Genomic DNA, 26,515 nt, shown 5'->3' with positions numbered 1-26,515 from the left:
GGCCTCCTTTACGACAATTGGTTCGTGTTTTGTTTTTGAAGTTCCTCATCGCGGAGTTTTCGCTTAAGTAATTTTCCAACTGCTGATTTTGGAAGCTCATCTCGAAACTCTACTAGTTTAGGAACTTTGTAGGCTGCTAAGTATTTTTGACAAAATTGTATGATCGACTCCTCTGTTAATGTTGTATTCGGTTTTGGTGTGATATAAGCTTTAATAGTCTCTCCACGGTATGCATCTGGAACTCCTAAAACAATGACTTCCTGCACTGCATCATGTTGATAAATTACTTCTTCGATTTCTCGCGGATATACATTGTAACCGCTTGCAATAATCATATCTTTTTTTCGATCAACTATATAAAAATACCCATCCTCATCCATCTTTGCTAAATCGCCTGTAAAAAGCCAGCCATCCTTTATCGTTTGCGCTGTCACTTCTTCTTTGCGCCAATAGCCTTTCATCACTTGAGGACCTTTAATGACGAGTTCACCTACTTCACCAATTGGAACTTCTTCAATCCCTGCATCTGTTTCACGAACAACTCTAGCATCTGTACTTGGAATCGGAATCCCGATACTGCCTGCTTTTCTTTCTCGAAATGACGGATTAAAATGGGTCACTGGCGCTGTTTCTGATAAGCCATAACCTTCACAAATTTGATTGTTCACCGCTTTTTCAAACGTTTCTAATGCTTCAACTGGTAAGGAAGAACCCCCACTAATAAAAGCTTTAATTTTATCAAGGTCAAACTTCTGATGTTCACCAACAGCATTAAAGCCAACATACATTGTCGGTACACCTGAAAAGGAAAATGGCTGTTCTCTTTTTAATGTTTCAAGGACCTCTCGCATTTCAAAACGCGGAAGTAAAATTTGGTTTCCACCAATTCGAACCGTTAAGAAATTGGCACAAGTTAAACTGAAAATATGAAACAGCGGGAGCACATTCATAATTTTGGCATTTTCCGGTATATCATCTCGGACACGGTACATAAAGTCATAAGTTTGCTCTATATTTGAAATAAAATTTAAATGAGTGAGCATAACTCCTTTAGATACACCTGTCGTTCCTCCCGTGTACTGAAGAACAGCAATATCCTCTTCAGGATTGATATCAACTGTTGGTGCTCCCTTTGTTCCTTTTTTCAAAAAGTCTTCAAAGTGTTCGTCACCTTCTGAAAGTTGAAGGTCTGAATCAGCTTTTAAACTAACGACAATCGCTTTTTTTACACTCGTCTTTTCTCTTACTTGCTCTAGTATCGGATATAAGTCGGATAAAATGACAATATGTGTAGCCCCAGAATCATTTAATATATACTCTAGCTCTCTAGCGACATACATTGGGTTTACTTGAACAACCGTTCCCCCTACTCGAAATGTCGCAAATAAGCTAAATACATAATGAGGACAGTTTGGTAACATAATCGCAAGACGATCCCCTTTTTGAAATTGTTCCTGATGAAGGGCACTAGCAAATGCTTCTGCCATTTGTACCAATTGGTTATATGTCCACTTATGCTCATAAAAAGTAAGAGCTGTACTATCCCCTGATTTGTTTTGCGTTTGGAGAAGAAGCTCATATAAAGATTTTGATTGGACCGTTGTCGTTTCATGTAATGATTCATGATAAAGTGATAACCATCTTTTTTTCATCATCCCTCATCCTTTCTGTAATAAGGCTTTAATTCTAATTTGGCGACCGCTTCTTGATGGACTTCATCAGGGCCATCCGCTAACCGTAATGTTCGAATACTTGCATATTGAAAAGCGAGTGGGAAATCGTTGCTGACACCTGCCCCTCCTAATGCTTGAATTGCTCTGTCAATCACATGAAGAGCAATATTTGGAGCAACGACTTTTATCATAGCAATCTCTTTTTTCGCTTGTTTGTTTCCGACAGTGTCCATCATATATGCTGCTTTCATCGTTAATAGCCTTGCTTGCTCAATTTCAATTCTTGATTTCGCTATCCATTCTCTTATTACTCCTTGCTCAGCCAACGGTTTTCCAAATGCCTCACGATGAATTACACGGTTACATAAAATTGATAATGCTCTTTCTGCTGCTCCTATCGTTCGCATACAATGATGGATTCGGCCTGGTCCTAATCGGCCTTGAGCTATAGCAAACCCCATCCCTTCTCCTAACAACATGTTTTCTGCCGGAACACGGACATTGTTAAATGTAATTTCAGCATGACCGTGTGGTGCATCATCATATCCAAACACCGGTAACATTCGTTCAATCGTTATGCCTGGAGTATCGAGTGGAACTAGAATCATAGATTGTTGTTCGTATTTATGAGCATTTGGGTCGGTTTTCCCCATAAAAATTAAAATTTTGCATCTTGGATCACCAGCACCAGAGGACCACCATTTTTTTCCATTTATTATATAACCATCCCCACTACGACGAATTTCTGATTGGATATTCGTCGCATCAGAGGAAGCTACAGCTGGCTCTGTCATTGCAAAAGCTGACCGAATGTCCCCTTGTAAAAGTGGAGTAAGCCATTTATCTTTTTGTTTTTGGGTACCGTATCTAGCTAACACCTCCATATTGCCTGTATCTGGAGCATTACAATTAAACACTTCAGGTGCAATCGGGGAGTGCCCCATGATTTCACAAAGGGGTGCATATTCAACATTTGTTAAACCTGCTCCATATTCACTTTCAGGTAAAAATAAATTCCATAGGTTTCGCTCTTTTGCTTTTGCTTTCATTTCTTCCATGATGGGAGGGATTTTTGAGAATCGATTTTCTTTACACAATTGTTCTTCATACACTTTTTCGTTTGGATATATCACTTCATCCATAAACTGCAGTAGCTCATCTTGTAAGCGCTTTACTTTTTCGGAATGCTCAAAGTACAAGTAATGTTCCTCCTTCTCTTATATTATACTAACCGGTTAGTATGTTATGAACATAAAAAATAAAATAAACCTTGAGAACCATAGATTATTGTTCACAAATACTAACTAACCAGTCGGTATGTTTGATGTAAAAAAATAACTAACCATCTAGTATGTTAATTGAAAAATAATACAATTCCTATTACATTTTTTACTATAACTGATATTATCTAAATTTTCAATCATTATATTTATCTTTTTTTCTGTCATTGTCTGAATTCCTTGTCCATACATTTAATATAGAGGTGATACTAATGACGAAAGAAATTCTTTCCCTACTTGCTGTTTTTATATCGATATTTCTATTTGGCATGATTATCATGCGGTTTGGGTTATTAAATTTAGGGGAAGAACGAGTAAGACAAGTTTTACATAAGATGACAAGTGCCCCGTGGAAAGGGCTTCTAGCAGGAACACTCATTACTGCAGTCATCCAAAGTAGCTCAGCTTTAATGGTGATTGTTGTTGGACTTGTGGCTGCTCGTTTTATCACCTTTCGCCACTCAATCGGTCTAATATTAGGGGCCAATATCGGGACGTGTTTAACTTTAGAGCTCATTGCGATTGATTTGTCTTCTTATATACTACCCATGTTATTTTTAGGATTGCTTTTACTGCTCATTCCAAAAGCGTTAACGTATTCTTTAGGATGTGTTTGTTTTGGACTTGCTTGTATTTTTGTTGCCATGGATGGGCTTGAAACTTTAGCGTATCCGTTAGCCAGCATTCCCATCTTTCATTCTTTTTTTGAAATCACGAATGAGGTTTATATTTTAGGTGTTGCGATTGGCACTGTGTTAACCGCTATTATACAATCGAGTACGGCTACTACTGCAATTGCAATGGGATTTTTAAATGAAGATGTCTTATCCTTACCATCAAGTGTTGCGATTATGCTTGGTGCCAATATTGGAACTTGTGTGACAGCCTACCTTGCTAGTCTCGGTGCCGGAAGAGAAGCTAAGCTTGTCGCTTACGCTAATATTTGGTTGAATGTTATTGGGGTATTACTATTTTTGCCTCTCATCGGATTACTTAGTGCTGTCGCTAGTTCATTGGCTGATTTACCAAGCTTACAACTAGCCCATGCTAGCATGATATTTAATATTGTCTGCTCATTATTATTTTTCCCGTTTATTTCAATGTTTGCTACATTTATCACTGCCGTCCACGGCCGACATTTATAGCAGAAGGACCAAAAGGAAGTTCACCTTTTGGTCTGTTTCGTTCCGCTCGCTGCGCGCATTCGAGAAGAAGATCGCTTCTCGATGCTTAAAGAACGGCAGCGGCTTCTCTTCACTGACGCAGAAGGACCAAAAGGAAGTTCACCTTTTGGTCCTTCTGCTTTAGTATTCTGTTGTTCCTTTTTTGCCTTTGATGATGGCGATTCCGGCGCTGGCTCCGATTCTTGTTGCTCCGGCTTCTGTCATTGCTTTAGCTCCGGCTGCGTCTCTTACTCCGCCAGAGGCTTTGACTCCGATTTCTGGTCCGACTACTTTTCTCATGAGCGCGATATCTTCTACGGTTGCTCCACCTGTTGAAAATCCTGTTGATGTTTTGACAAAGTCTGCCCCTGCTTTAACAGCTAGTTCGCATGCTCTTCTTTTTTCTTCTTCGTTTAACAGGCTTGTTTCAATAATTACTTTTGTTAGTGCTTTTCCTTTTGCTTCTTGTACAACAGCTCTTATGTCCTCTTCTACTAAAGCATCATTTTTATCTTTTAACGCGCCAATATTTATGACCATATCTACTTCTGTTGCACCATGGGCAATCGCTGTTTTTGTTTCGAATGCCTTTACTTCTGTCGCTGTTGCTCCTAAAGGAAACCCAATTACTGTACACACTTTTACAGCTGGTGTGTCAGCTAATAGTTGGGCACAATATTTCACCCATGTTGGGTTTACACAAACAGAGGCAAACTGATATTCTTTTGCTTCATTACATAATGTTAAAATTTGTTCTTTTGTCGCATCCGCCTTCAGCAATGTGTGGTCGATCATTTGTCCGATATTCATATTTCCAATCCTTTCTCTTTTACATTTCCATTTTCTATCATACCATAATTCTCACTTATCAAATAATGCTATCCACTATACTCCTAAGAGCTATTTATCGGACATCTATTCCTCTATTTCGATTAAAAGCTAGGTTTGTTTATTTCTTACGGACATCTGTTCCGTTATTGGACCAGAAACTGTGTTTAAATTTGCTCTTTTTCATAATATAACGGAACAAATGTCCGATAGCTTTTGAAAAACCTTATTTTTTGTTGAATTAGCGGAACAGATGTCCGTAAAGAAACACACACAGGTGCAAGCCTTCGCTGTTCTAGGATAAGCTTTCAAAACTTTTCTTATCTTTTAAAAAAAGCTGTCGATCTATTCTCGACAGCTTGAGCCTATTTTTATAAAGAAAACGTTATCCTTATCCGTGAACCACTTCTTTTTGTTCAGACACGATGCGGACAAATTCCCCTTCGTTATAAGGATACCCGGCTTTTGTAATTTTAACTTTTACAATTTCACCAATGAGCTCATCAGTACCTGCTACTTTTACTTTTAAATAATTATCGGTATAGCCAATATACAGTCCGCTTTCAGGGTTGTCTTTGTCTCGTTCTTCTGGAATGATTTCTAATACTTCTCCCTCAAACTGTGATGCATATTCTTTCGCAAGTTGATTCGATAATTCAATGAGACGATGAACGCGTTCGTTTTTCACATCTTCATCAACCTGGTCTTCCATTCTTGCTGCAGGTGTACCTGTTCGTTTTGAATAAGGAAACACATGAAGTTCGGAAAATTTATGCTTTGCGATAAAATCATATGTTTCTTGGAATTCTTCAGCTGTTTCTCCTGGGAATCCAACAATGACATCGGATGTCACCGCTAATCCTGGTAACACTTCTTTCAATCGTTCTAGACGTTCAGCAAAAAAGGCCATTGAATATTTTCGTCTCATTCGCTTTAATACCGTGTCTGAGCCTGATTGAATCGGAATATGCAAATGGCGTACAATTTTTGTTGATTTATCAATAACAGAAATCACTTCATCTGTAATTTGGCTTGCCTCAATCGATGAAATTCGAATTCGTTTCAAGCCTTCAACTAACTCTAATTCTTCTAACAAACGGGCTAAACTATAATCTTTTAAATCTTCCCCGTACCCACCTGTATGAATTCCAGTTAACACAATTTCCTTATAACCAGCTTCAACAAGCTGAGTTGCTTGTTTAATAACTTCTTGTGGGTCTCTTGAACGCATAAGACCTCTTGCCCACGGGATGATACAAAACGTACAAAAGTTATTGCAGCCTTCTTGGATTTTTAAAGAGGCTCGTGTTCGGTCCGTAAAGGCAGGAACATCGAGTTCTTCATACACCCGTGATTTCATAATATTTCCTACACCATTTATTGGCTTTCGTTCTTCTTTAAATTGTTCAATATACCCAAGCATTTTATTTCGATCTTGCGTGCCTACTACGATGTCGACACCTGGTATCGCCATAATTTCTGCTGGTGATGTTTGCGCGTAACAGCCAGTAACACAAATAACTGCATCTGGATTTTTTCGGATCGCACGTCGAATGACTTGACGACTCTTTTTATCCCCTGTATTCGTGACAGTACATGTATTTATAACATAAACATCGGCAGCCGTTTCGAACTCTACTTTTTCATAACCTTCACTTTTAAACAATTGCCAAATGGCTTCTGTTTCATAATGATTTACTTTGCAACCTAATGTATGAAATGCTACTGATGACATTATTTCCACCTCACATAATTTCAAAATGGTAAGAGACTGCTGATAACACATACATTGCTGCGGTTTCTGTTCTTACGATTCGTGGCCCTAAACTACAAGGGATAAATCCTGCATCAGTAAGCTTTGTTACTTCCTTCGTTGTTAACCCGCCTTCAGGTCCGATAACACATACGAAAGAATCCCCTCGATTTGTATGATTCAACAGTTTATACAATTGACTTGGTTCATCTGTTTTTTTGGCTTTTTCCTCATAAGCGATCATCTTTGTTGTATAGGATTTTGTCTTTTGAATAATTTCCTCTACTGACATCGATTGTGTGATATAAGGAATTTTGGCTCGGTATGATTGCTCTGCTGCTTCTTTCGCTATTTTTTCAAGACGTTCGATTTTCTTCTCTTGTTTTTTTCGGTCCCATTTTACAATCGTCCGTTCACTTTGAAACGGAATAAACATGGAAGCTCCTAGCTCTGTTCCTTTTTGGACAATCGTATCTAACTTGTCTCCTTTAGGTAAGCCTTGGACAATCGTAACGTTGATAGGCAGCTCTGTGTTTGTCGTGATATCTTCCAAAATATTTGTATGCACAGCTTGATCTGAAATGCTCTCAATCTCTACTTTACAGACTCTTCCCTGATTATTGCAACAAATTATTTTATCTCCTTGTGACATTCTCATCACTCGGGCAATATGCTTTACATCCTCACCAATAATTTCAACGGTTGTTTCCGTCATTTGCTCTGGCTTTACAAAATATCGCTGCATCTCTTCACCCACTACGCCTTTTTTGCTATAATGGCAACCCAATCTTCCATTTCAATGATTTCTTCAATCGTAAATTGATGGGCGAGGAGGGCATCTTTTACTTCTTGCTTTTTCCGTTGAATGATTCCTGATGTAATAAAAATGCCATCTTGCTTCAGTACTTTTGCTGCGTCTTCAACAAATCTAACAATAATTTCAGCCAAAATATTGGCAACAATCACATCTTTTGATTCGTGAATGCCTTCGATCAAATTATTTTGTTTTACACTAACAATATGTTCGACTTGATTTAGTTCAACATTCGTTTGAGCACTTTTCACCGCAACATCATCAAGGTCAAGTGCTAGTACACTTTTCGCTCCTAGCTTTGCAGCAGCAATACTTAAGACACCTGAACCTGTTCCAACGTCAATAACCGTATCTCTTTTTTTCATCCACTTTTCCAAAGCTTGTATACACAAAACCGTCGTTGGATGCGTACCTGTTCCAAATGCCATCCCAGGATCTAACTCAATGATGCATTCATCTTCTCGAACTGGGGTATACTCTTCCCATGTAGGAATAATCGTAATCGAATTTGATACTTTTACTGGCTTGTAATACTTTTTCCAAGCTGTTGCCCAATCTTCTTCTTCAACTTCATGTAATACAACTTTATTAAAACCGAGGTCAATATCATATAATAATAACCCATTAATCGCTTCTTTCGTTTCTTCAATTGTCTCTGCTAAAAAACTATTGACTGGAAAATACGCTTTTACGATAACCCCTTCTTCTGGGTAATCATCAGGGGAGAGTTGATAGATTTCACCAAGATTTACTCCCCACTCCTTTACTAAGTCCTGTGGGTCTTCAATGACAACACCGCTTGCACCTGCTTCATGCAAAATATTACAAACCGGTTCAACTGCCTCTTGGGTCGTATGGATACTAAATTCAGACCATTTCATTCTACCAACTCCATTTCAAATACTCGTATTATTCCCCTTTAAATGCGCGTTTCACTTTAGCAAAGAAATTTTCTTGCTGTTCATCGACTTTTTGGTTTCCACTTTCGACTCCAAATTCACGTAATAATTCTTTTTGTTTCTCACTTAAGTTTCTCGGAGTAATGACACGCACTTTCACATGTTGGTCACCTTGGCCTCGTCCATGAACATTGGGAACCCCTTTACCACGCAAGCGGAAGCTTGTTCCTGTTTGTGTGCCCGCTGGAATTTTTAGCTTTACTTTTCCTTCTAATGTTGGCACTTCGATTTCATCGCCTAATGCAACCTGGGTAAACGTTAACGGCATTTCGCAATAAATGTCATCGCCTTCACGTTCAAAAAACTCATGTGGTTTTACATTAAAGACAACATATAAATCACCTGGAGGTCCACCGTTTGCACCTGGCTCCCCTTGACCAGAAATACGAATTTGTTGACCGTAATCGATTCCTGCTGGTACTTTCACTTTAATTTTCTTACGTTTTTGTACTTTTCCATCTCCACCACAAGTACGGCATTTTTCTTTAATAAATTTCCCAGTACCATTACAGTGGTGACATACTCTTCGATTCACAATTCGTCCAAACGCCGTATTTTGCTCGACATTTAACTGTCCAGAGCCACCACAATGTGAACAAGTTTCCGGTTTCGTACCTGGCTTTGCCCCTGAACCATCACATGTTTGACACTCTTCCTCACGCGGAATTTCAATTTCTGTTTCTTTTCCGAAGACAGCTTCTTTAAACGTAATTGTCATTGTATATTGCAAGTCTGCCCCTTGACGAGGTGCGTTCGGGTTACGGCGATTGCCACCGCCCCCAAAAAACATATCAAAGATATCGCCAAATCCACCGAAATCTTGACCACCACCACCAAATCCACCAAACCCTTGATTTGGGTTGGAATGTCCGAATTGGTCGTAATGTGATTTCTTTTGTGGGTCACTTAGTGTATCATACGCTTCTTTTACTTCTTTAAACTTTTCTGTCGCATCCGGTGCTTTGTTCACATCTGGATGGTATTGCCGAGCAAGTTTACGATACGCTTTTTTCACTTCATCAACCGACGCATTTTTATCAACACCAAGTACGTCATAATAATCTCTCTTACTCATCCTATCCACTCCCGATTCCTATTACATAACGATAATCTTACCACTTTTTCTTTTGTTTTTGCAAGGGTGCCATTACATTCGAAAAAGTCAAAGCCAAGATACCCTGACTTTGACTTTTCCCGTTTGTTCGATTATTTCTTTTCTTCGTCTTTTACTTCTTCATAATCAGCGTCAACGACATTGTCATCTGATTTTTGTTCTGCTTGAGCTCCCTCTGAACCTTCTTGTCCTTGTGCGGCTTGAGCAGCTTGCTCATATAATTTTACAGATAGCTGTTGAACAATTTCTTGAAGCTCGTCTTTAGCCGTACGAATCGCTTCAATATCTGTTCCTTCTAACGCAGATTTTAATTTATCTTTCGCTTCGTTTGCTTTATCGATTTCCGCTTGGTCAACTTTATCACCTAAGTCTTTTAACGTTTTTTCAGTTGTAAAGACTAAGTGGTCCCCTTCATTGCGAAGGTCAGCTTCTTCACGTTGCTTTTTATCCGCTTCCGCATTTGCTTCCGCTTCTTTCACCATTTTTTCGATTTCATCATCAGATAAACCTGAAGAAGAAGTAATCGTAATGGATTGTTCTTTATTTGTTCCTAAGTCTTTTGCTTTTACATTTACAATTCCATTTGCATCAATATCAAAGGATACTTCGATTTGAGGTACTCCACGTGGTGCAGGAGGAATATCTGTTAATTGGAAACGACCTAATGTTTTGTTGTAAGCCGCCATTTCACGCTCCCCTTGCAATACGTGAATGTCTACAGATGGCTGATTGTCAGCCGCTGTTGAGAATACTTGTGATTTACTTGTTGGAATTGTAGTATTTCGCTCAATTAATTTTGTAAAGACGCCACCCATAGTTTCAATCCCGAGTGAAAGTGGTGTTACATCAAGAAGAACAACATCTTTTACATCACCAGTTAACACACCCGCTTGTACTGCAGCCCCTAAAGCAACAACTTCATCTGGGTTTACCCCTTTATGTGGGTCTTTTCCAGTTAATTTCTTAATTTCTGCTTGTACTGCTGGAATACGAGTAGAACCACCTACAAGGACAACTTTATCAATTTCATTTGCTGTTAAACCAGCATCTTTTAAAGCTTGACGAGTTGGGCCAAGTGTACGTTCAACAAGGTCAGCAGATAACTCTTCGAATTTAGCACGGCTTAATGAAAGCTCTAAGTGCTTTGGTCCTGTAGCATCAGCTGTAATAAACGGTAGTGAAATTTGGGTTTGTGTTACACCTGATAAATCTTTTTTCGCTTTTTCAGCTGCATCTTTTAAACGTTGCATCGCCATTTTATCTTGAGATAAATCAATACCATTGTCTTTTTTAAATTGTTCAACAAGGTAATCGATAATCACTTGGTCAAAGTCATCTCCACCAAGTTTGTTATCACCAGATGTTGCTTTAACTTCGAAGAAACCATCACCTAGCTCAAGAATTGAAACGTCAAAAGTACCACCACCAAGGTCATATACTAAGATCGTTTGGTCTTCTCCTTTTTCAAGGCCATAAGCTAGAGCAGCTGCTGTCGGCTCGTTAACAATGCGGTCTACTTCAAGACCAGCAATTTTTCCAGCATCTTTTGTAGCTTGACGTTGTGAATCGTTAAAATAAGCAGGGACAGTAATAACAGCTTTTGTCACTTTTTCACCAAGGTAAGCTTCAGCATCTGATTTTAGTTTTTGTAAAATAATCGCAGAGATTTCTTGTGGCGTATATTTTTTTCCATCCACTTCCTCTGTGTGACTTGTACCCATATGACGTTTAATTGATATGATAGTATTTGGGTTTGTTATTGCTTGGCGTTTTGCCACTTCACCTACTAAACGCTCTCCATCTTTAAATGCGACAACTGATGGAGTTGTGCGGTTTCCTTCTGCATTTGGAATAACAACAGCCTCTCCACCTTCCATTACTGCTACGCAAGAGTTTGTTGTACCAAGGTCAATCCCAATAATTTTACTCATCGTCTTTTCCTCCTATTTTTTTGTTCTTTTATGTAAGCGTTCATTATGCATTTACCTTTACCATTGCTGGTCGTATAATGCGGTCTTTTAATTTATAACCTTTTTGCAATTCTTCAATCACTTCATTTGGTTCATGCTCGCTGCTTTCTTCTTGCATGACAGCTTGGTGTAAATGAGGATCAAACTTTTGTCCCTTTGCCTCAATGACAGCTACACCTTCTTTTATTAAAGCATCTTGAAGCTGGCGATACACCATTTCCATTCCTTGTAATAATGATTTTGCCTCATCGTTTTCAACAGAAACTGAAAGAGCTCTTTCAAAATTATCTAACACAGGTAATAATTCTTCTACAATACTTTGTGCTCTATATTTAGCAGCCGCTTCTTTTTCTTCTCTCGTACGGCGACGAAAATTTTCATAATCGGCATTCACACGAAGATAGCGTTGATTTAACTCTGCCACTTGCTGTTCTAATTCCGCAAGTTTCGTTTGTTCGCTATTTACTTCATTTTCATCAGCATCAATGACCTCAATCGTGTCTTCTCCTACTTCATCAGCTTTACTAACGGTTTCTTCCGTTTGTTCCACCTTTTCTTCGGCTTGGTCATCAACCATTTGGTCTTTTTGTTGTTCTTCCAACCTGTTCACCTCCCTATAAAATTCAAACAAAATTTATCAATAAGTGTGGGAGAGACAGCTCTCCCACAACTAATTGTCAATATTACCATTCTTAGTCTCTTTGATACAAATTAGTCAGCATTTTCGTCAAATCTTTAGAAATATAATCTAATACGCTAATGACTCTTCGGTATTCCATTCGTGTTGGCCCTAAAATGCCAATCGTACCCATCTCTTTTCCACCAACCGAATAGGATGCTGTAATAATACTACAATTCTCAAATGCTTCCATATCATTTTCATGACCAATTCTCACTTGTATTCCATGAGAATCTGTTTTAAATATTTGTTGAACCAACTGATCTTCTTCCAAGATGTTATAAAGAAGCCTTACTTTTTCAATATCTTTAAATTCCGGCTGGTTTAACAAATTTGTTTTCCCACCATAAAACACTCTTTCCCCTTTATCAGGTTGTAATGTTTGATTTAAGGCGGACACGATTTGACGGTAGTTGCGAATATTTGCTTTTAATACATGCGATACTTCTTTAGCAATTTTCTGTCGTAATTGAACGAGGGGGACACCTTGTAATCTTTCATTCAAAATATTGACGACTTTCTCCAGTTCTTCTGAATCTATGCCCTCTGGAATCGAAAATGTGTAGTTCTCTACATGACCAGAATCAGTAACGAGAATGATAACCGCTTTTTGGTCTGAGAGTGGAATGATCTGGACATGTTTCATTTTCATGTCATACATTTCAGGGCCTAATACAACTGAAATATAACTAGTGACTGTCGATAATATTTTGGCAGATTGTTGGATTACCTGCTCTGTTTCTTGAAACCTTTCTTCAAATAAGGTTTTTATAGTACCCGCGTCATCACTAGATAAATGATGAGGAAAAAGCAAGTTATCTACATAATAGCGATATCCTTTATGAGATGGTATACGTCCGGCAGAGCTATGTGGTTTCTCAATATAGCCTAATTCTTCTAAATCTGCCATTTCGTTACGAATGGTTGCCGCACTATATGTGACATCTTCTCGCTTTGAAATGCTTCTTGAGCCCACTGGCTCAGCAGAACGAATATAATCATCAACAATCGCTTGTAAAATCTGGAGTTGTCGCTCTGATAACATATCAAATCACCTCTGTTAGCACTCTCTGATGTCGAGTGCTAAATCTAAAGATAAATTAACAAAAAGCCTAGCAAATGTCAACTATTATTCGATTAAAAACTGTTCAAAAACTTCGTTTGATAAAAACAATCCTGTTTCCGTTAAGTAAATCGACTTTTCTGTTTCCTCTAACCAGCCTTTTTCTTTTAACTTTCTTATTTTCGTACCGTACACATTATCAATTACCTGACCATAACGAGTGAAAAATTGCTTTTTCTCCACACCTTTTCTTTTTCGAAGACCCATAAACATAAATTCTTCCATCGCTTCTCGCGGTGAAACCGAATGGCTTTCTAAAATCGGTTTTTTATTGTCACGAGCCAATTGAATATATTTCGTAACAGGACCAACATTCGCATATCGGACTCCGTCAACATAGCCGTGCGCTCCTGCTCCAAACCCAAAGTATTCATCGTTGTTCCAGTATGTTAAGTTATGACGGCTTTCAAATCCTTTTTTCGCAAAATTACTAATCTCATATGGTAGAAAGCGATGTTCGCTCATTTGTTCAATTAAAAATTTATACATATTCAACTCTTCTTCTTCTGGAGGAAGCTGTAATTTTCCTTTACGTTGCATATTAAAAAACACAGTTTTTTCCTCAACCTTTAACGAATAAGCCGAAAAATGCTCAACACTTAATTTACATGCCGACTCGAGTGTTTGCTTGAACATGTCCATCGTTTGACCCGGTAAGCCAAACATTAAATCGACTGAAAGATTCGTAAACCCGATGTGCTTGGCTTGTTCGATCGTTTCAAGTACATCTGTTTGATTATGGGTTCTTCCAATTTTGTGTAATAACCCTTCATCAAATGTTTGCGCTCCAATGCTTAACCGATTCACGCCCTTTTCAAACATCACCTGTAATTTTTCACGTAAGTCTCCACCTGGATTTACTTCGACTGTCCATTCCACATGGTCACTAATACGTGGAAACAATCTTCTCATACTCGTTAACAGTCGATCTAATTGTTCAACAGATAATGCAGTAGGAGTTCCACCACCAATATAAATTGAATCAATGAAAGGGACATCTCTATTTTGCAAAACTCGCTCCATTTCATCTTCAAGTGCTGTCATATATTCATCAACAGGTTGTCCATGTAGAAACACTTTATTAAAGTCACAATAATGGCATATATGCTCACAAAAAGGAATATGGACATACAACGCATTTGGCATCTCTTTCACTTCTTTCTAGTTCTTTACTTTTATAAACAGGAAAACCGCAGACTTAAGAGCCGCGGTTTTTTTATTATTGTTTTGGGTCATCCATCCGTAACACAGCCATAAATGCCTCTTGTGGTACTTCTACATTTCCTACGGCTTTCATTCGTTTCTTTCCTTCTTTTTGTTTTTCGAGAAGTTTTCGTTTACGAGAGATGTCTCCTCCATAACATTTAGCAAGAACGTTTTTACGCATCGCTTTAATCGTCGAGCGGGCAATGATTTTTTGACCAATACTTGCTTGGACAGGAACTTCAAATTGTTGTCTTGGAATAAGCTCTTTCAACTTTTCAACAATGAGTTTCCCGCGCTCATATGCTGAGTCACGGTGGACAATAATTGATAAGGCGTCAACTGTTTCCCCGTTTAACAATATATCCATTTTCACAAGCTTGGATTCTTTATAGCCAATTAATTCATAGTCGAAGGACGCATACCCTTTTGTACTTGATTTTAATTGGTCGAAAAAGTCATACACAATTTCCGCTAATGGAATTTCATAAATAATGGATACCCGATTTTCATCATAATATTGCATATCGATAAAAATCCCCCGTTTTCCTTGACAAAGCTCCATAACCGCTCCGACATAATCATTTGGCACCATGATGCTTGCTTTTACATACGGTTCTTCCACATACTCTGTTTTCTGTGGGTCAGGCATATTGGATGGGTTATCAATTTCAATCTTTTCCCCATTTGTCATATACACATGGTAAATAACACTAGGCGCTGTTGTAATTAACGTAATATTAAATTCACGTTCAATTCTTTCTTGAATAATTTCCATATGAAGCAGCCCTAAAAATCCACAGCGGAAACCAAATCCTAACGCTTGTGATGTTTCAGGTTCGAACTGTAAAGAAGCGTCATTTAACTGGAGGCGCTCTAGTGCTTCACGTAAATCATTATAGTCGTTTGTATCAATTGGATATAAACCACAATATACCATTGGGTTTAATTTACGGTAACCCGGCAATGCTTCTGCTGCTGGGTTTTGACTGCTTGTTACCGTATCACCGACACGACAATCACTTACATTTTTTATCGCAGCTGTTAAAAAGCCTACATCTCCGACCGTTAACTCATCACGTTTTTCTGGCTTTGGAGTGAAAACTCCAACTTCTGAAACTTCAAATTCTTTTCCTGTTGCCATCATTTTAATTTTCTGGCCAGGCTTTACCGTTCCTTCTGTGATTCGCAAATAAGCAATAACCCCTCGATACGGGTCATAGAGAGAATCAAAGATCAGAGCTTTTAATGGCCCTTCAGGATCACCCGACGGAGCCGGTACTCGTTCCACGATTTGTTCAAGTATATCGGATATGCCAATTCCGTTTTTGGCAGAAGCTAATACAGCATCGGAAGCATCTAACCCGATGACATCTTCCACTTCTTGTCTTACTCTTTCAGGTTCAGCACTTGGTAAATCAATTTTATTAATGACCGGCAAGATCTCAAGGTCATTATCTAACGCTAAATAAACATTTGCGAGCGTTTGTGCTTCGATTCCTTGCGCCGCATCAACAATTAACAGAGCTCCTTCGCAAGCTGCTAAGCTTCGAGAAACCTCATACGTAAAGTCGACATGCCCTGGTGTATCAATCAAGTGAAAGATATACTCTTCCCCATCTTTTGCTTTATAAACAAGCTGAACAGCATTTAATTTAATTGTAATTCCTCTTTCACGCTCAAGGTCCATTGCATCAAGCATTTGATCCTTCATTTCCCTTTGAGTCAATGCACTTGTTGCTTCTAAAATTCGGTCAGCAAGTGTAGATTTCCCGTGGTCAATATGGGCAATAATCGAGAAATTTCTAATTTTCGATCGACGTTTTAACCGCTCTTCCTTATTCATTTTCATAATCACTCCTACAAACATCACTAGTATCTCGAATCAGTAGGGTATTTGATGCTTGATCACGTAACATATCTGACATTCAAAATACACTAACTTTGATTATACCAATGACTAGGCATTCATTCAATCTTTCTTCGGAAAAGCTACTGAATGATTTCAATTAAAAAACTGAGACCAAGACAAAATAGGTTTTATGAGAGAGCGTTTGTGCATCAAACCCGCTACGGAAATATACTTCGCTAGTTTTCATCCTCAAAAAACACTATATTTTTGTCACAATCTCAGTCTTATTCTCTATTCATTCAGCAACGAGTGGATGGTTGTTGATACAAATGCGACTACATGGAAAAATATTGATTCCATCCATTCACCTATCGTTGAGCCTAATTCTGAGTAAAAGTTCATTGGCTCGACTTCTACTATTCGTTGTTGTTTTTGCACTAACTCTTCTCGCCCATCTTTTGGCACTTCTTTTTTGACTTTTTGCTTTGCGCTATCTTCTTTTTTTTCTTTCGAAGGTTCTGCTTTTATTGTTTCTTCTTTTTGTTCAGTTGAAGGAACATCTATCTTTTTACTTTCTGTCCCATTTGCTTGGTGGAATCCGAAGAGGACTCCAAATAATAAAATACTAGCAATCAAGATCACTTGAATGGTGAATTTTTTCATTTTTTTCATCCTCTCCAGACCGTTTTATTCTTCGCTTACTTTTTCTGCATCCCAATAATACTTACTAAACACTTCTGCAAAAGCGTCTGCTGATCTGAACGCTTCTTCTAAATTGTTATCTACCCCACCAACTTCTAGTAATAACGATCGTGGTGATAAATCTTGATTGTACACACCATTTGTACCTGCACTTGGTGGGAAAAAGACCCCTCGACTTAGACCTGGATAATGTTCCTCTAATAAATCATGTAACTCTTCAGCAATCGCTAAATTCTGTTCATAATTTTTATTACCTTTTCCGATAACGAATAGTGTTCTCGCATATTGTTCACCATTGATCGTAACTGTTGTTTTCTCTCGTGGCTGTGTATCACGGTGAAACTCAAAGAAAAACTCTAAATGTTCATTTGCTGCCGTTGCTTCTTTTACAATTTCTCTTCCAGCATCATACGATTTTCCGTATTGCCATCCTCGCTCACTCAAAACCGAACCAACGTCGGTATCATCGACTTCAGCACCAATTCCATGACGTTCAAGAGCTTGGCCAAATCGTTTTCCTACTAACGTAATATTCACTTCTGAATGAAAGGCACTACTTGCTCCTTCTTCTAGCTCTGGCCAAAATGATTCACGGTTATGAGAATGCATGACATGAACGACCCTTCTTTCTCCAGTCGTTTGCTCTGCATTTCCAGCTGGGAGCGGTTGTAAATTTTCTAGTTCTTCTAAACTACGAAGGGAAGCTTGTCTTTCCTCCATTAACACTTCAAGTGGAGGTGCTGATTCTATCGGCATCGTGGTAAAATTCGTCCCATCTCCGGCAACGACGATATGCCCGTCAAACAAAGCAAATCCCGGTAGTTCTCGTCCAAGTAAACTTCTTGGGTCATCCGGATTTATACTAGTCATTAGTTCAAACGCTAAACTCCCTACATTCGGTAAAGCACTGCCTTCAGGTAATACTTGTGTAAAATACGAGTTCTCCATCCCAAGAACATGTACTAAGCTTTCTCCATCAATTTGCCCTGCCCATTGATGAATTGTAGAAGAGGCTAGTCCATGTTTAGAATCTAGAGACGTAATAATTCCAGTTAAAATAAAAATGCTAATCATACCAACGATCGTAAGTACAATTAATCGTCTTATACTTGTCCGATTTACAGAAAACGTAAATCCTCGGTATTGGTTGCTTCTCATTTCTGGCCACCCTTTCTCTCTTGTCAGAGTATATGTGCCAGCGAAACAAAATAGACCAAAAAAAAAGATTGTCTCAAAAACGAGACAATCTTACGTATATTAATGTGTATATGCATTAACATTTCCTTGATTCACATCACCATGAAGTGCTGCATTTAACCCTGATGCAATCACATTGGCCATGTCTTCAATAAATACATCCACTTCTTTTGGTGTAACCATTAAATTATGCCCTAGAGGTGCTAATACTTCTTGAATCAGTTGTCTTTTTTCTTGTTCTTCTAAATTCCCTATCATCCCTAAAATCGTTTCACGTTTATCCTTATCGGGTAAATCTTCCTCTGATAACGTTCGTTTTTCTCCAAATGTCATCCCGGCCGGCACTAAGCTTCGTGAAGGTTTATTGCCTTCTTTCATTTCACGTCCGAAATGCTTTAACACAAAGTCAATCGTATCACTCGTAATCGACACCGCATCCACTACAGTTGGAATACCAACAGCTATAACTGGAATGCCCAACGTTTCTTTACTTAATTCTTTTCGTTTATTGCCAACTCCACTTCCTGGATGTATGCCCGTATCGGATACTTGAATTGTAGTATTAACTCGTTCAATCGATCTCGATGCTAACGCATCAATGGCGATAACAAAATCAGGTTTTGTTTTTTCAATGACACCGTGGATGATATCACTCGTTTCAATCCCCGTTATTCCCATTACCCCAGGAGATATCGCACTTACTTGACGGAATCCATCTTGTACTTGTTCAGGAGCCAAGCTAAACAAGTGCTTTGTAATGAGTAAATTTTCGACTGCAATCGGTCCTAGTGCATCCGGTGTCACGTTCCAATTTCCTAAGCCGACCACTAAACATGTATCATTTTCTTTAATCCCACAAGCGGTCATAAATTGATGGAACTCCGAAGCAAAGACTTCTTCTACTTGTTGTTGTAGTTCAGAATCTTTTTTTCGAATGCCTTGAGATTCAAACGTAACATATCTTCCTGCTTTTTTTCCTAATCTAGTTGCACCGTCTTCCGTAATTTCCACGGTTGTTATTTTTACTTCCTCCACCGTTCGTTCTTTTACAATTACACCATCAACGGTTTGTCGTTGCTTCACTTTTTTTGCTTCTCTTTCTTGCACCATCTCATGGGCTTCTAACGCTAAATCAGTACGAACACTATAAGCACTTAAATCAAGGTCTTTTTGTTCATTTGCCATCTCGCTCACGCTCCTTGTCAATCTCGATAAAAATAGCGTCCCCAACCTTTCTCGTTTTCATTCTCTATTGCATTTATGTTCTGTTTTTGGTAAAATGCAATTTGTTGTAGAAGTTTGGAAACACCACTAGGGAGGTGAAAGATATGCCTAACATTAAATCAGCGATTAAGCGTGTAAAAACAAGTGATAAAAAACGTGCACAAAATGCTGCTGTTAAATCAGCTTTACGTACTGCAATTAAAAGCTTTGAAACAAAAGTAGCTAGCAACGATGTTGAAAGTGCAAAAGAAGCTCTTTTAGTTGCGATTAAAAAGCTTGACAAAGCAGCAAACAAAGGCCTTATTCATAAAAATGCAGCTTCACGTCAAAAATCTCGTTTACAAAAACAGCTTAACAGCCTATCAGCATAATAAAAACCGGAGCGGGTAACCACTCCGGTTTTTATTATGCTTTTGAAACAACATTTTCTTTTGGATTCATCTTCATTAAAAATAATTCTACGGCTAGTTTTTTATCCATTTGTCCTGTTTTAATTTGAAAGTCCACTGTAGCCAATCCATCTAACCATACTAATAACTGACGTTCATTAAACTTTTTTGCTTGTTGACCAGCCAGCTTTACAACATATGGATGTAGCTTTAATTGAGATGCCATCTGCTTTTGTGAGTAGCCTTGTTTACTCATCTCACTGACCATGTATAAAATACGAAACTGCCTTGCTAGTAACGCCACTACTTTTAATGGGTCTTCTTTTTGGCGAAGTAGATCGAAAAAGATATCTAACCCTTTTTCAATTCGACGATGAATCACGTGATCAATCAACGAGAAAATATCTTGTTCAATCGTTCTGGCTACTAATAAATGAACAATTTCCTCATCAATCGTTCCTCCTTCTCCAACATACAGAGCAAGCTTTTTCACCTCGTTGGCGATCATGAGTAAATTCCCACTTTGTAATTGAATTAGCGTTTCCTTTCCCTTATCTGTTATATCCGCCCCAAACTCACGAGCTTGGGCTGTTAACCATTCCATTGTCATCTTCTCATCAAATTCTTTTGAATCTACAACTTCCGTTTTCTCCTTGAGCACTTTCGTTATTTTTTTCCGTTCATCTAGTTTTTCGTACGGCGCTGTAATAATGAGGACTGTTTCATTTGCTGGATTTTGAACATACTCTTCTAGCACTTTTACATTATGTTCAATTTTTGCTTCATCTCTTTGGCCAGTAAGGAAATAAGCTTCTTTCACAATAACAACTCTTTTTTCACCTAAAAAAGGTAATGTTTGTGCATCCTCAATTGCCATATCCACAGGCGTTTCCTTCATCTCAAATACAGATAAATTGAAATCCCTTTCTGCTTCATTTAGTGTTTGATTGACAACAGAATGAGTAATATCATCAATTAAAAAAGCTTCTGTACCTGTTAATAAATAAACAGGAGCGATTTTATTTTTTTCGATATTTCGTTTCGTATGTAAATAAGACATTGTATCCCAACCTTTATAAGATAGACCATTAATTCTATCCTAGACAACGAAATGCCGTTTGACAAGTGAAAAAGAGAGTTAGCTGCAAGAGCTAACCCTCCATTTATGATAAACGTCATCAAAAGAGCCCTAGGAATCTCTTCTGACGACGATGATCACCGTCGCTCCATTACATTAGTTATAATATCCTATGCACACGAAAACTATAGGTGACAACTCTTAGCAACAGTGGTAAGAAGCGATGATGTATATTTAAATTTTTACAATTGAAATTCACGATATCTCCAATATGTGATATGGATTTTTTTTATTACTTGCCTTATACTAATAACAGTAATAGGAGGGATTCTAAATGAGCCAATTCGAAAAGAAAGTTCAATGCAGACGTAACGACGCTATCGATACTGCTGTCGGTTTCATTGTTCCTTTTGGGTTTTTTGCATTAATTTTTGTTATTGCAACACTCGTTGACGTATTTGGTAACATGTAAGTTACATACAAAAACGGGTACAAGGTAGGAGTGCTTTATTGCAATCCTCCTTGTTTTTTTATTTTCGATTCAAATTGTTTCGTGTTCTTCGTAAATTGAAACCGTATTGCCCCGTGTTGATCTGTTCGGAATGTCATGACCCCAACTTCCTCAAGCCCTTTTACAACATCAGGATGTGGATGACCAAATCTGTTTTGTTTTCCAACTGGAATAAGGGCGATGCTTGGAGATATATGCTCTATAAACAAAGGGGTTGACGATGTTTTACTTCCATGGTGACCTACTTTTAATACATCAACAGGTAAATCTGTATATTCCTGTATAAGTCTCGCTTCTCCCTCTTGCTCTAAATCTCCCGTAAACAGCCAGCGATAACCTCCAATATAAGCATAGAGGACAATCGAGCGATTATTTAAGCTTTGTTCATGGCCTTGCGGAGATAAAACAATGAACTGGGCATCTCCTTCTTTCCACTTTTCCCCTTCTCCTACAAACTGAATGGAGCTTCCACTTTCGTATAGCTGTTGTAATAACTGTTGTTCAAATTCACCTTCAACAACACCTTGACTGTAGAGAACTTCTTTAATCTCGATTTCACCTAGTAAAGCTTCGACACCGCCAATATGGTCATAATGACCATGGGACAAAATGAGTTTATCAATTTTTGTGATACCTTTTGACTTCAAGTAAGGTAAGATAACATCTTTCCCCACTTCAAATGTACGTATCTTTTCCCGCCACTTTTCATTATTAAACGCGACAAGCCCTCCTGCATCAAGCAAATACACAGACTTTCGATATGGAAATTCGATTAAAATACAATCACCTTGTCCAACATCTAATACCGTAATTTCACCAGTTTTGGTTACATATGGGGTAATTTTTGCAGCAAACAAAAAAACAGTTAATAAGAAAATTGGGAGTAATAGCCTATTTTTCATAGTTTTCCTCTCATTTCTCATAAATAGAAATGCAATAGTACCAAATAATGCGACTACTATAGAAGAAGGAAGCTTTCCAACCGATAATTTTCCGAAAGAAAAAGAATCAACAAATAGCAAAAACATATGGCTTACTTGAATAAGCGGCGTAAGAATGGTAATAACGAGTTGGCTTGCTTCCGTTGAAATAGGCAATAAGAGAGACAGTAACATAGATAGTGGCAAAATAATAAAAGAGACCAATGGAATAAAAATGAAATTCAAAGGAAGGCTTAATACGGAAATTTCATAAAAATAGTGGAGAATGAACGGAAGAGAGATGAGTTGACTAATCCCGGTAACAAAAAATAAAAGCTGGACGTAATTTTTTTCTTTTAGCGTAAACACCGAAAGAAGTAATGCCATTGTCGTGAGGAACGAAAGTTGAAACCCTATATGAAACAAGGATAAAGGCTGGACAAGCAAATAAATCATTCCGATTATACATACAAGGTCTAGTGGTTGTATATTTATGTTTATCCTTTTAAATAAAAGGGCAATCATGACCATCGTCGCCGCACGGATAACAGAAGGGGCCCCTCCTGCAATAACGATATACATAGGTAAGATAAGTAAAAGTATATCTATCGTGCGTTCACGCGTTATTCCAATTCGTATGAGCAAGAAATAAAAAGCTCCTACTACTAAACCGACATGCAATCCTGATACCGCTAATAAATGTATAATTCCTAATCGTTGATAAGCTTGTAAAATATCTTCTTCCATGAAACTTCTTTCCCCATAAACTAAAGCCGCAACAATGCCAGCGGTCGGTTCAGGTATCGATGTTCGAACAGACTCTAACCCTTTTTGGCGAAATTCAATTAACTCGTTGATACCATTCCATCGCCCAGAGTAACAAGATTCAAATGAGGTTGGTATAAAAATCCAATGAATTCCCTTTTCATATAAATGCTGTTCATAATCAAATCCATTGAAATTTGTCGCTGGCCCAGGTTTTCGGAATTCTCCTTTTATCGTACACTTCATCCCTTTCTTTAATTGACGCAATTGGTGTTGCTCCTCAACCGAATGAAGATAATATTGAACTTGAACCTTTTCCTTATCGTTTGTTTTAAATTCAAACCGCAAACGGTCCCCATCAATGGATGGCATAGAATAAATTTGGCCAGAAAGCAAAAGAGATTGATTTTGTAATGAAAGAGGATAATGACTTTGATTAAGGATATCGTGAAAAGTAGTAGTAGAATAAAAGAGGATAAAAGAAAAGACAAGAAAAAGAAGGTGGATTCGTCCTTTTGTCTTGTCTTTTAATGAAAGGTACACAAGAAATGATCCAACGAGTAAACACCAAACACTAAAACCGTAAACAGCAATAGAAATACTTATGATTGCCGCTAAGAAAAGCATGTACCATTTCCCAGCCACAAGCCACCTCCAACTTAAGTCGATGTAAAAAGTTTATTCGCCTGTTGTGTTAATGATTGGAGCTCTTCATCTTGAACTCCTGCTTGCTTTAATTTTTCTAATAGCGCTGCTGTAAACTTTAATTTTTCACTATTGTGACGATCTAAAATCATTTCTTCCAATTCAACTTGTTGGACGGTCACCCCTGCTTTTTCAAATAATTCTATTGCATAAGGATGATTTTTGTAGTCTTGTGCATAATAGACAGCTTTAATACCAGCTTGAATCAATGCTTTTGTACAATGAACACAAGGGTAATGCGTCACATAAATTTCGGCACCTTCAGATGGCACACCAAATTTAGCACATTGTAAGAGTGCATTTACTTCTGCATGTATTGTCCGGATACAATGGTTATCAACAACATAACATCCTTCATCAATACAATGGTCACCACCAGAAACAGAACCATTATAGCCCCCAGCAATAATTCGCTTATCTCGAACGATTGTCGCCCCCACCATTAAACGGGTACATGTACTTCTTAATGCTAGCAAATGACTTTGAGCCATAAAATATTGATCCCATGATATTCTTCCTGTCAATGTCTTTCATCTCCTATTTGGTAAACTATCGACATTTTACCACATGTTTTTCAATAAGACGATGAAAACGGAAGACATTGCTTATTCCTTAGCTTGACTCGCTTGTAATGCTTGGTCAAGGTCAGCTATAATATCATTCACATTTTCAATTCCAATCGATAGGCGAATAAGCTCAGGTGTGACGCCCGCTGCTTTTTGATCAGCCTCTGACAATTGTTGATGTGTCGTACTAGCTGGATGAATGACTAATGACTTCGCATCTCCAACATTGGCTACATGTGAAAATAATGAGAGGTGATTTATAAATTTTTTCCCTTCCTCTACTCCACCTTTAATACCAAATGTTAAAATAGCACCTTGTCCATTCGGTAAATATTTTTGCGCTAAGGCATAAGAAGAGTGTGATGGTAAGCCTGAATAACTGACCCACTCAACAAGGTGATGACCTTCTAAATATTCCACAACTTTTTTTGTGTTTTCACAATGCCTTTCCATGCGTAAATGTAGTGTTTCTAATCCTTGCAATAGCAAAAATGAATTAAATGGCGCAATCGCTGGACCTAAATCACGAAGCAATTGTACTCTTGCTTTAATAATATATGCTAGTGGACCGAGAGCTTCCGTGTAGACTAAGCCATGATAGCTTGGATCTGGTTCTGTTAAGCCAGGAAATTTCCCATTACTCCAATCAAATTTCCCCGCATCAATAATGACACCCCCGATGGATGTTCCATGTCCGCCAATAAACTTTGTCGCCGAGTGAACAACAATATCAGCACCGTGCTCAATTGGACGACAAAGGGCTGGAGTTGTTAACGTAGCATCGACCATGAGAGGAATTCCATTAGCATGAGCAATATTAGCAACTGCTTCAATATCTAAAATATTCCCTTGAGGATTTCCAATGATTTCACCATATAATAATTTTGTTTTAGGTGTAATTGCTTGTGCAAACTCTTCAGGGTTTGTCCCATCAACTAAGTGAACTTTAATCCCTAATTTTTTAAAAGTATGAACAAATAAGTTGTATGTACCTCCATAAAGAGCACTAGACGCTACAATTTCATCTCCTGCTTCACAAATATTTAAAATAGCAAGGTGTATAGCCGAGCTTCCGCTTGCTGTCGCTAATGCTGCAATTCCACCTTCAAGTTCAGCCATACGCTTTTCAAATACATCTTGAGTCGGATTCATAATTCGTGTATATATGTTACCAAATTCAGATAATGAAAATAAATTAGCTGCGTGTTCCGTATCTTTAAAGCTATATGATGTCGTTTGATAAATTGGAACTGCTCTTGCTTGTGTTGCAGAATCTACTTCTTGTCCTCCATGTACTGCAATTGTTTCTAAAGACCATTTTCTTTCCGTCATGCTTTTCCCCTCCAATGATTGGTTTGGTAATTTTTACGAAATTATATCTCTAATTTCAACATAATTCAATCTTTTCTAAAAACTTATATTAAAACTCAATCTCTTCCCGAAGTTTTTCTAACGATTTTGGACCAATGCCTGAAACTTTTAATACATCTTCAGGGGTTTGAAACGGTCCATGTTCTTCTCGATATGAAATAATTGCTGCCGCTTTACTTGGTCCTATTCCGGATAGCGTTTGAAGCTCTTCTGCTGTTGCATTATTAATATTAATTTTTCCACTTCCGCTTTGCTGGCCTCCTGCTGCAACCATCGCTTGAGGTAAACTGATTTCTTCACCAACTACCGGGACATAAATCACCATTTCATCTTGAATTTTCATTGCTAAATTAATTTTCGTTTCATCAGCAGACTCACTTAAGCCTCCTGCTAAGTCAATGAGATGATACACCCTACTTTCTTTATTCACTTCATAAATACCAGGCTTTTTCACTGCACCTTTCACATCTACGACAAATCGCTCCTCTTGTTGTTTAATTTCGTCGCCTTTACCTTCATCCTCTTTTTCAATTGATTCCATGTCAAATAACCACTCTTCCCTGTCATTTACTGGTTCCCTTGTGACAAAATGATAAAAGGCACCTGCACTAATCACAATTAAAATAAAAATTACACCGACAAATACTTGCTCCCGTCTTGACAAATCCATACAAAA

23 protein-coding genes are annotated in these 26,515 nt (G+C 38.1%); 3 read left to right on the top strand and 20 right to left on the bottom strand.

The window, feature by feature from the left end; translation table 11 throughout:
- Positions 1–8: 8 nt before the first annotated feature.
- Positions 9–1,652 carry a long-chain-fatty-acid--CoA ligase gene (locus tag T323_RS0118635; protein WP_156942483.1) on the bottom strand — a complete coding sequence of 548 codons (1,644 nt, stop codon included), beginning with the start codon at positions 1,650–1,652 and terminating at the stop codon, positions 9–11.
- On the bottom strand, positions 1,652–2,872 hold the full coding sequence (locus T323_RS0118630) for an acyl-CoA dehydrogenase family protein (RefSeq protein ID WP_026674639.1): 1,221 nt from the start codon (positions 2,870–2,872) through the stop codon (positions 1,652–1,654). The genes T323_RS0118635 and T323_RS0118630 overlap by 1 nt, the downstream gene beginning before the upstream one ends.
- Before the next feature lie 293 nt (positions 2,873–3,165).
- Between T323_RS0118630 and T323_RS0118625 the strand changes: the two genes are divergently transcribed.
- Complete coding sequence (locus T323_RS0118625) at positions 3,166–4,098, top strand: Na/Pi symporter (protein ID WP_026674638.1); 933 nt, start codon at positions 3,166–3,168, stop codon at positions 4,096–4,098.
- Between the two features lie 159 nt (positions 4,099–4,257).
- On the opposite strand, the gene deoC is transcribed toward T323_RS0118625, so the two are convergent.
- The 13 genes from deoC to gpr form a co-directional block, all read right to left on the bottom strand.
- Positions 4,258–4,926 carry a deoxyribose-phosphate aldolase gene (gene deoC, locus T323_RS0118620; RefSeq protein WP_026674637.1) on the bottom strand — a complete coding sequence of 223 codons (669 nt, stop codon included), beginning with the start codon at positions 4,924–4,926 and terminating at the stop codon, positions 4,258–4,260.
- Between the two features lie 409 nt (positions 4,927–5,335).
- Entirely contained in the window at positions 5,336–6,679 is a 1,344-nt protein-coding gene (gene mtaB / locus T323_RS0118615; protein WP_026674636.1) for a tRNA (N(6)-L-threonylcarbamoyladenosine(37)-C(2))-methylthiotransferase MtaB, read from the bottom strand.
- A gap of 10 nt (positions 6,680–6,689) precedes the next feature.
- Positions 6,690–7,442, bottom strand: a complete 753-nt coding sequence (locus T323_RS0118610; protein ID WP_026674635.1) for a 16S rRNA (uracil(1498)-N(3))-methyltransferase — start codon at positions 7,440–7,442, stop codon at positions 6,690–6,692.
- Positions 7,443–7,453: 11 nt separating this feature from the next.
- The gene (prmA, locus tag T323_RS0118605) at positions 7,454–8,392 is read right to left on the bottom strand and encodes a 50S ribosomal protein L11 methyltransferase (protein ID WP_026674634.1); all 939 of its coding nucleotides are present in this window, start codon (positions 8,390–8,392) and stop codon (positions 7,454–7,456) included.
- 28 nt (positions 8,393–8,420) lie between these two features.
- Positions 8,421–9,545, bottom strand: coding sequence for a molecular chaperone DnaJ (gene dnaJ, locus T323_RS0118600; RefSeq protein ID WP_026674633.1), 1,125 nt, complete (start codon positions 9,543–9,545; stop codon positions 8,421–8,423).
- Between the two features lie 131 nt (positions 9,546–9,676).
- Complete coding sequence (dnaK, locus tag T323_RS0118595; protein ID WP_026674632.1) at positions 9,677–11,515, bottom strand: molecular chaperone DnaK; 1,839 nt, start codon at positions 11,513–11,515, stop codon at positions 9,677–9,679.
- 43 nt (positions 11,516–11,558) lie between these two features.
- Positions 11,559–12,131 carry a nucleotide exchange factor GrpE gene (grpE, locus tag T323_RS0118590; protein ID WP_084309354.1) on the bottom strand — a complete coding sequence of 191 codons (573 nt, stop codon included), beginning with the start codon at positions 12,129–12,131 and terminating at the stop codon, positions 11,559–11,561.
- Between the two features lie 115 nt (positions 12,132–12,246).
- A complete protein-coding gene (gene hrcA, locus T323_RS0118585) occupies positions 12,247–13,278 on the bottom strand; it encodes a heat-inducible transcriptional repressor HrcA (protein ID WP_026674630.1) in 1,032 nt (343 codons plus the stop codon).
- A gap of 84 nt (positions 13,279–13,362) precedes the next feature.
- The gene (gene hemW / locus T323_RS0118580) at positions 13,363–14,502 is read right to left on the bottom strand and encodes a radical SAM family heme chaperone HemW (RefSeq protein ID WP_026674629.1); all 1,140 of its coding nucleotides are present in this window, start codon (positions 14,500–14,502) and stop codon (positions 13,363–13,365) included.
- 73 nt (positions 14,503–14,575) lie between these two features.
- Entirely contained in the window at positions 14,576–16,405 is a 1,830-nt protein-coding gene (lepA, locus tag T323_RS0118575) for a translation elongation factor 4 (protein WP_026674628.1), read from the bottom strand.
- Positions 16,406–16,702: 297 nt separating this feature from the next.
- Complete coding sequence (locus T323_RS0118570) at positions 16,703–17,074, bottom strand: DUF3679 domain-containing protein (protein WP_026674627.1); 372 nt, start codon at positions 17,072–17,074, stop codon at positions 16,703–16,705.
- 24 nt (positions 17,075–17,098) lie between these two features.
- Entirely contained in the window at positions 17,099–18,271 is a 1,173-nt protein-coding gene (gene spoIIP, locus T323_RS0118565) for a stage II sporulation protein P (protein WP_026674626.1), read from the bottom strand.
- A gap of 99 nt (positions 18,272–18,370) precedes the next feature.
- Complete coding sequence (gene gpr / locus T323_RS0118560; RefSeq protein WP_026674625.1) at positions 18,371–19,495, bottom strand: GPR endopeptidase; 1,125 nt, start codon at positions 19,493–19,495, stop codon at positions 18,371–18,373.
- A gap of 143 nt (positions 19,496–19,638) precedes the next feature.
- Here gpr and rpsT point away from each other — a divergent pair, with 143 nt between their 5' ends.
- Positions 19,639–19,905 carry a 30S ribosomal protein S20 gene (gene rpsT, locus T323_RS0118555; protein WP_026674624.1) on the top strand — a complete coding sequence of 89 codons (267 nt, stop codon included), beginning with the start codon at positions 19,639–19,641 and terminating at the stop codon, positions 19,903–19,905.
- 34 nt (positions 19,906–19,939) lie between these two features.
- Here the strand turns inward: rpsT and holA are convergent, their stop codons facing one another.
- On the bottom strand, positions 19,940–20,983 hold the full coding sequence (gene holA / locus T323_RS0118550) for a DNA polymerase III subunit delta (protein WP_026674623.1): 1,044 nt from the start codon (positions 20,981–20,983) through the stop codon (positions 19,940–19,942).
- Between the two features lie 352 nt (positions 20,984–21,335).
- Between holA and T323_RS28515 the strand changes: the two genes are divergently transcribed.
- Positions 21,336–21,473 (top strand): YqzM family protein, encoded by a 138-nt coding sequence (locus T323_RS28515; protein WP_026674622.1) that lies wholly within the window; start codon positions 21,336–21,338, stop codon positions 21,471–21,473.
- 35 nt (positions 21,474–21,508) lie between these two features.
- Here the strand turns inward: T323_RS28515 and T323_RS27100 are convergent, their stop codons facing one another.
- The 4 genes from T323_RS27100 to T323_RS0118525 form a co-directional block, all read right to left on the bottom strand.
- The gene (locus T323_RS27100) at positions 21,509–23,842 is read right to left on the bottom strand and encodes a DNA internalization-related competence protein ComEC/Rec2 (protein ID WP_051556612.1); all 2,334 of its coding nucleotides are present in this window, start codon (positions 23,840–23,842) and stop codon (positions 21,509–21,511) included.
- Positions 23,843–23,856: 14 nt separating this feature from the next.
- Positions 23,857–24,426, bottom strand: a complete 570-nt coding sequence (locus tag T323_RS0118535) for a ComE operon protein 2 (protein ID WP_026674621.1) — start codon at positions 24,424–24,426, stop codon at positions 23,857–23,859.
- 81 nt (positions 24,427–24,507) lie between these two features.
- Positions 24,508–25,800, bottom strand: coding sequence for a homocysteine synthase (locus T323_RS0118530; RefSeq protein ID WP_026674620.1), 1,293 nt, complete (start codon positions 25,798–25,800; stop codon positions 24,508–24,510).
- 88 nt (positions 25,801–25,888) lie between these two features.
- Complete coding sequence (locus T323_RS0118525; protein WP_026674619.1) at positions 25,889–26,509, bottom strand: helix-hairpin-helix domain-containing protein; 621 nt, start codon at positions 26,507–26,509, stop codon at positions 25,889–25,891.
- Positions 26,510–26,515: the final 6 nt, after the last annotated feature.

This window comes from Alkalihalobacillus bogoriensis ATCC BAA-922, assembly GCF_000621445.1.
Classification (GTDB): Bacteria; Bacillota; Bacilli; order Bacillales; family Bacillaceae_F; genus Bacillus_AO; species Bacillus_AO bogoriense.
This window is presented reverse-complemented; position numbering and strand designations above follow the sequence as displayed.

Coding starts and splice junctions, on each gene's coding strand:
- T323_RS0118635 (WP_156942483.1), bottom strand. CDS start 1,652: ATGAAAAAAAGATGGTTATCACTTTATCATGAATCATTACATGAAACG.
- T323_RS0118625 (WP_026674638.1), top strand. CDS start 3,166: ATGACGAAAGAAATTCTTTCCCTACTTGCTGTTTTTATATCGATATTT.
- deoC (WP_026674637.1), bottom strand. CDS start 4,926: ATGAATATCGGACAAATGATCGACCACACATTGCTGAAGGCGGATGCG.
- mtaB (WP_026674636.1), bottom strand. CDS start 6,679: ATGTCATCAGTAGCATTTCATACATTAGGTTGCAAAGTAAATCATTAT.
- T323_RS0118610 (WP_026674635.1), bottom strand. CDS start 7,442: ATGCAGCGATATTTTGTAAAGCCAGAGCAAATGACGGAAACAACCGTT.
- prmA (WP_026674634.1), bottom strand. CDS start 8,392: ATGAAATGGTCTGAATTTAGTATCCATACGACCCAAGAGGCAGTTGAA.
- dnaJ (WP_026674633.1), bottom strand. CDS start 9,545: ATGAGTAAGAGAGATTATTATGACGTACTTGGTGTTGATAAAAATGCG.
- dnaK (WP_026674632.1), bottom strand. CDS start 11,515: ATGAGTAAAATTATTGGGATTGACCTTGGTACAACAAACTCTTGCGTA.
- grpE (WP_084309354.1), bottom strand. CDS start 12,131: ATGGTTGATGACCAAGCCGAAGAAAAGGTGGAACAAACGGAAGAAACC.
- hrcA (WP_026674630.1), bottom strand. CDS start 13,278: ATGTTATCAGAGCGACAACTCCAGATTTTACAAGCGATTGTTGATGAT.
- hemW (WP_026674629.1), bottom strand. CDS start 14,502: ATGCCAAATGCGTTGTATGTCCATATTCCTTTTTGTGAGCATATATGC.
- lepA (WP_026674628.1), bottom strand. CDS start 16,405: ATGAATAAGGAAGAGCGGTTAAAACGTCGATCGAAAATTAGAAATTTC.
- T323_RS0118570 (WP_026674627.1), bottom strand. CDS start 17,074: ATGAAAAAATTCACCATTCAAGTGATCTTGATTGCTAGTATTTTATTA.
- spoIIP (WP_026674626.1), bottom strand. CDS start 18,271: ATGAGAAGCAACCAATACCGAGGATTTACGTTTTCTGTAAATCGGACA.
- gpr (WP_026674625.1), bottom strand. CDS start 19,495: ATGGCAAATGAACAAAAAGACCTTGATTTAAGTGCTTATAGTGTTCGT.
- rpsT (WP_026674624.1), top strand. CDS start 19,639: ATGCCTAACATTAAATCAGCGATTAAGCGTGTAAAAACAAGTGATAAA.
- holA (WP_026674623.1), bottom strand. CDS start 20,983: ATGTCTTATTTACATACGAAACGAAATATCGAAAAAAATAAAATCGCT.
- T323_RS28515 (WP_026674622.1), top strand. CDS start 21,336: ATGAGCCAATTCGAAAAGAAAGTTCAATGCAGACGTAACGACGCTATC.
- T323_RS0118530 (WP_026674620.1), bottom strand. CDS start 25,800: ATGACGGAAAGAAAATGGTCTTTAGAAACAATTGCAGTACATGGAGGA.
- T323_RS0118525 (WP_026674619.1), bottom strand. CDS start 26,509: ATGGATTTGTCAAGACGGGAGCAAGTATTTGTCGGTGTAATTTTTATT.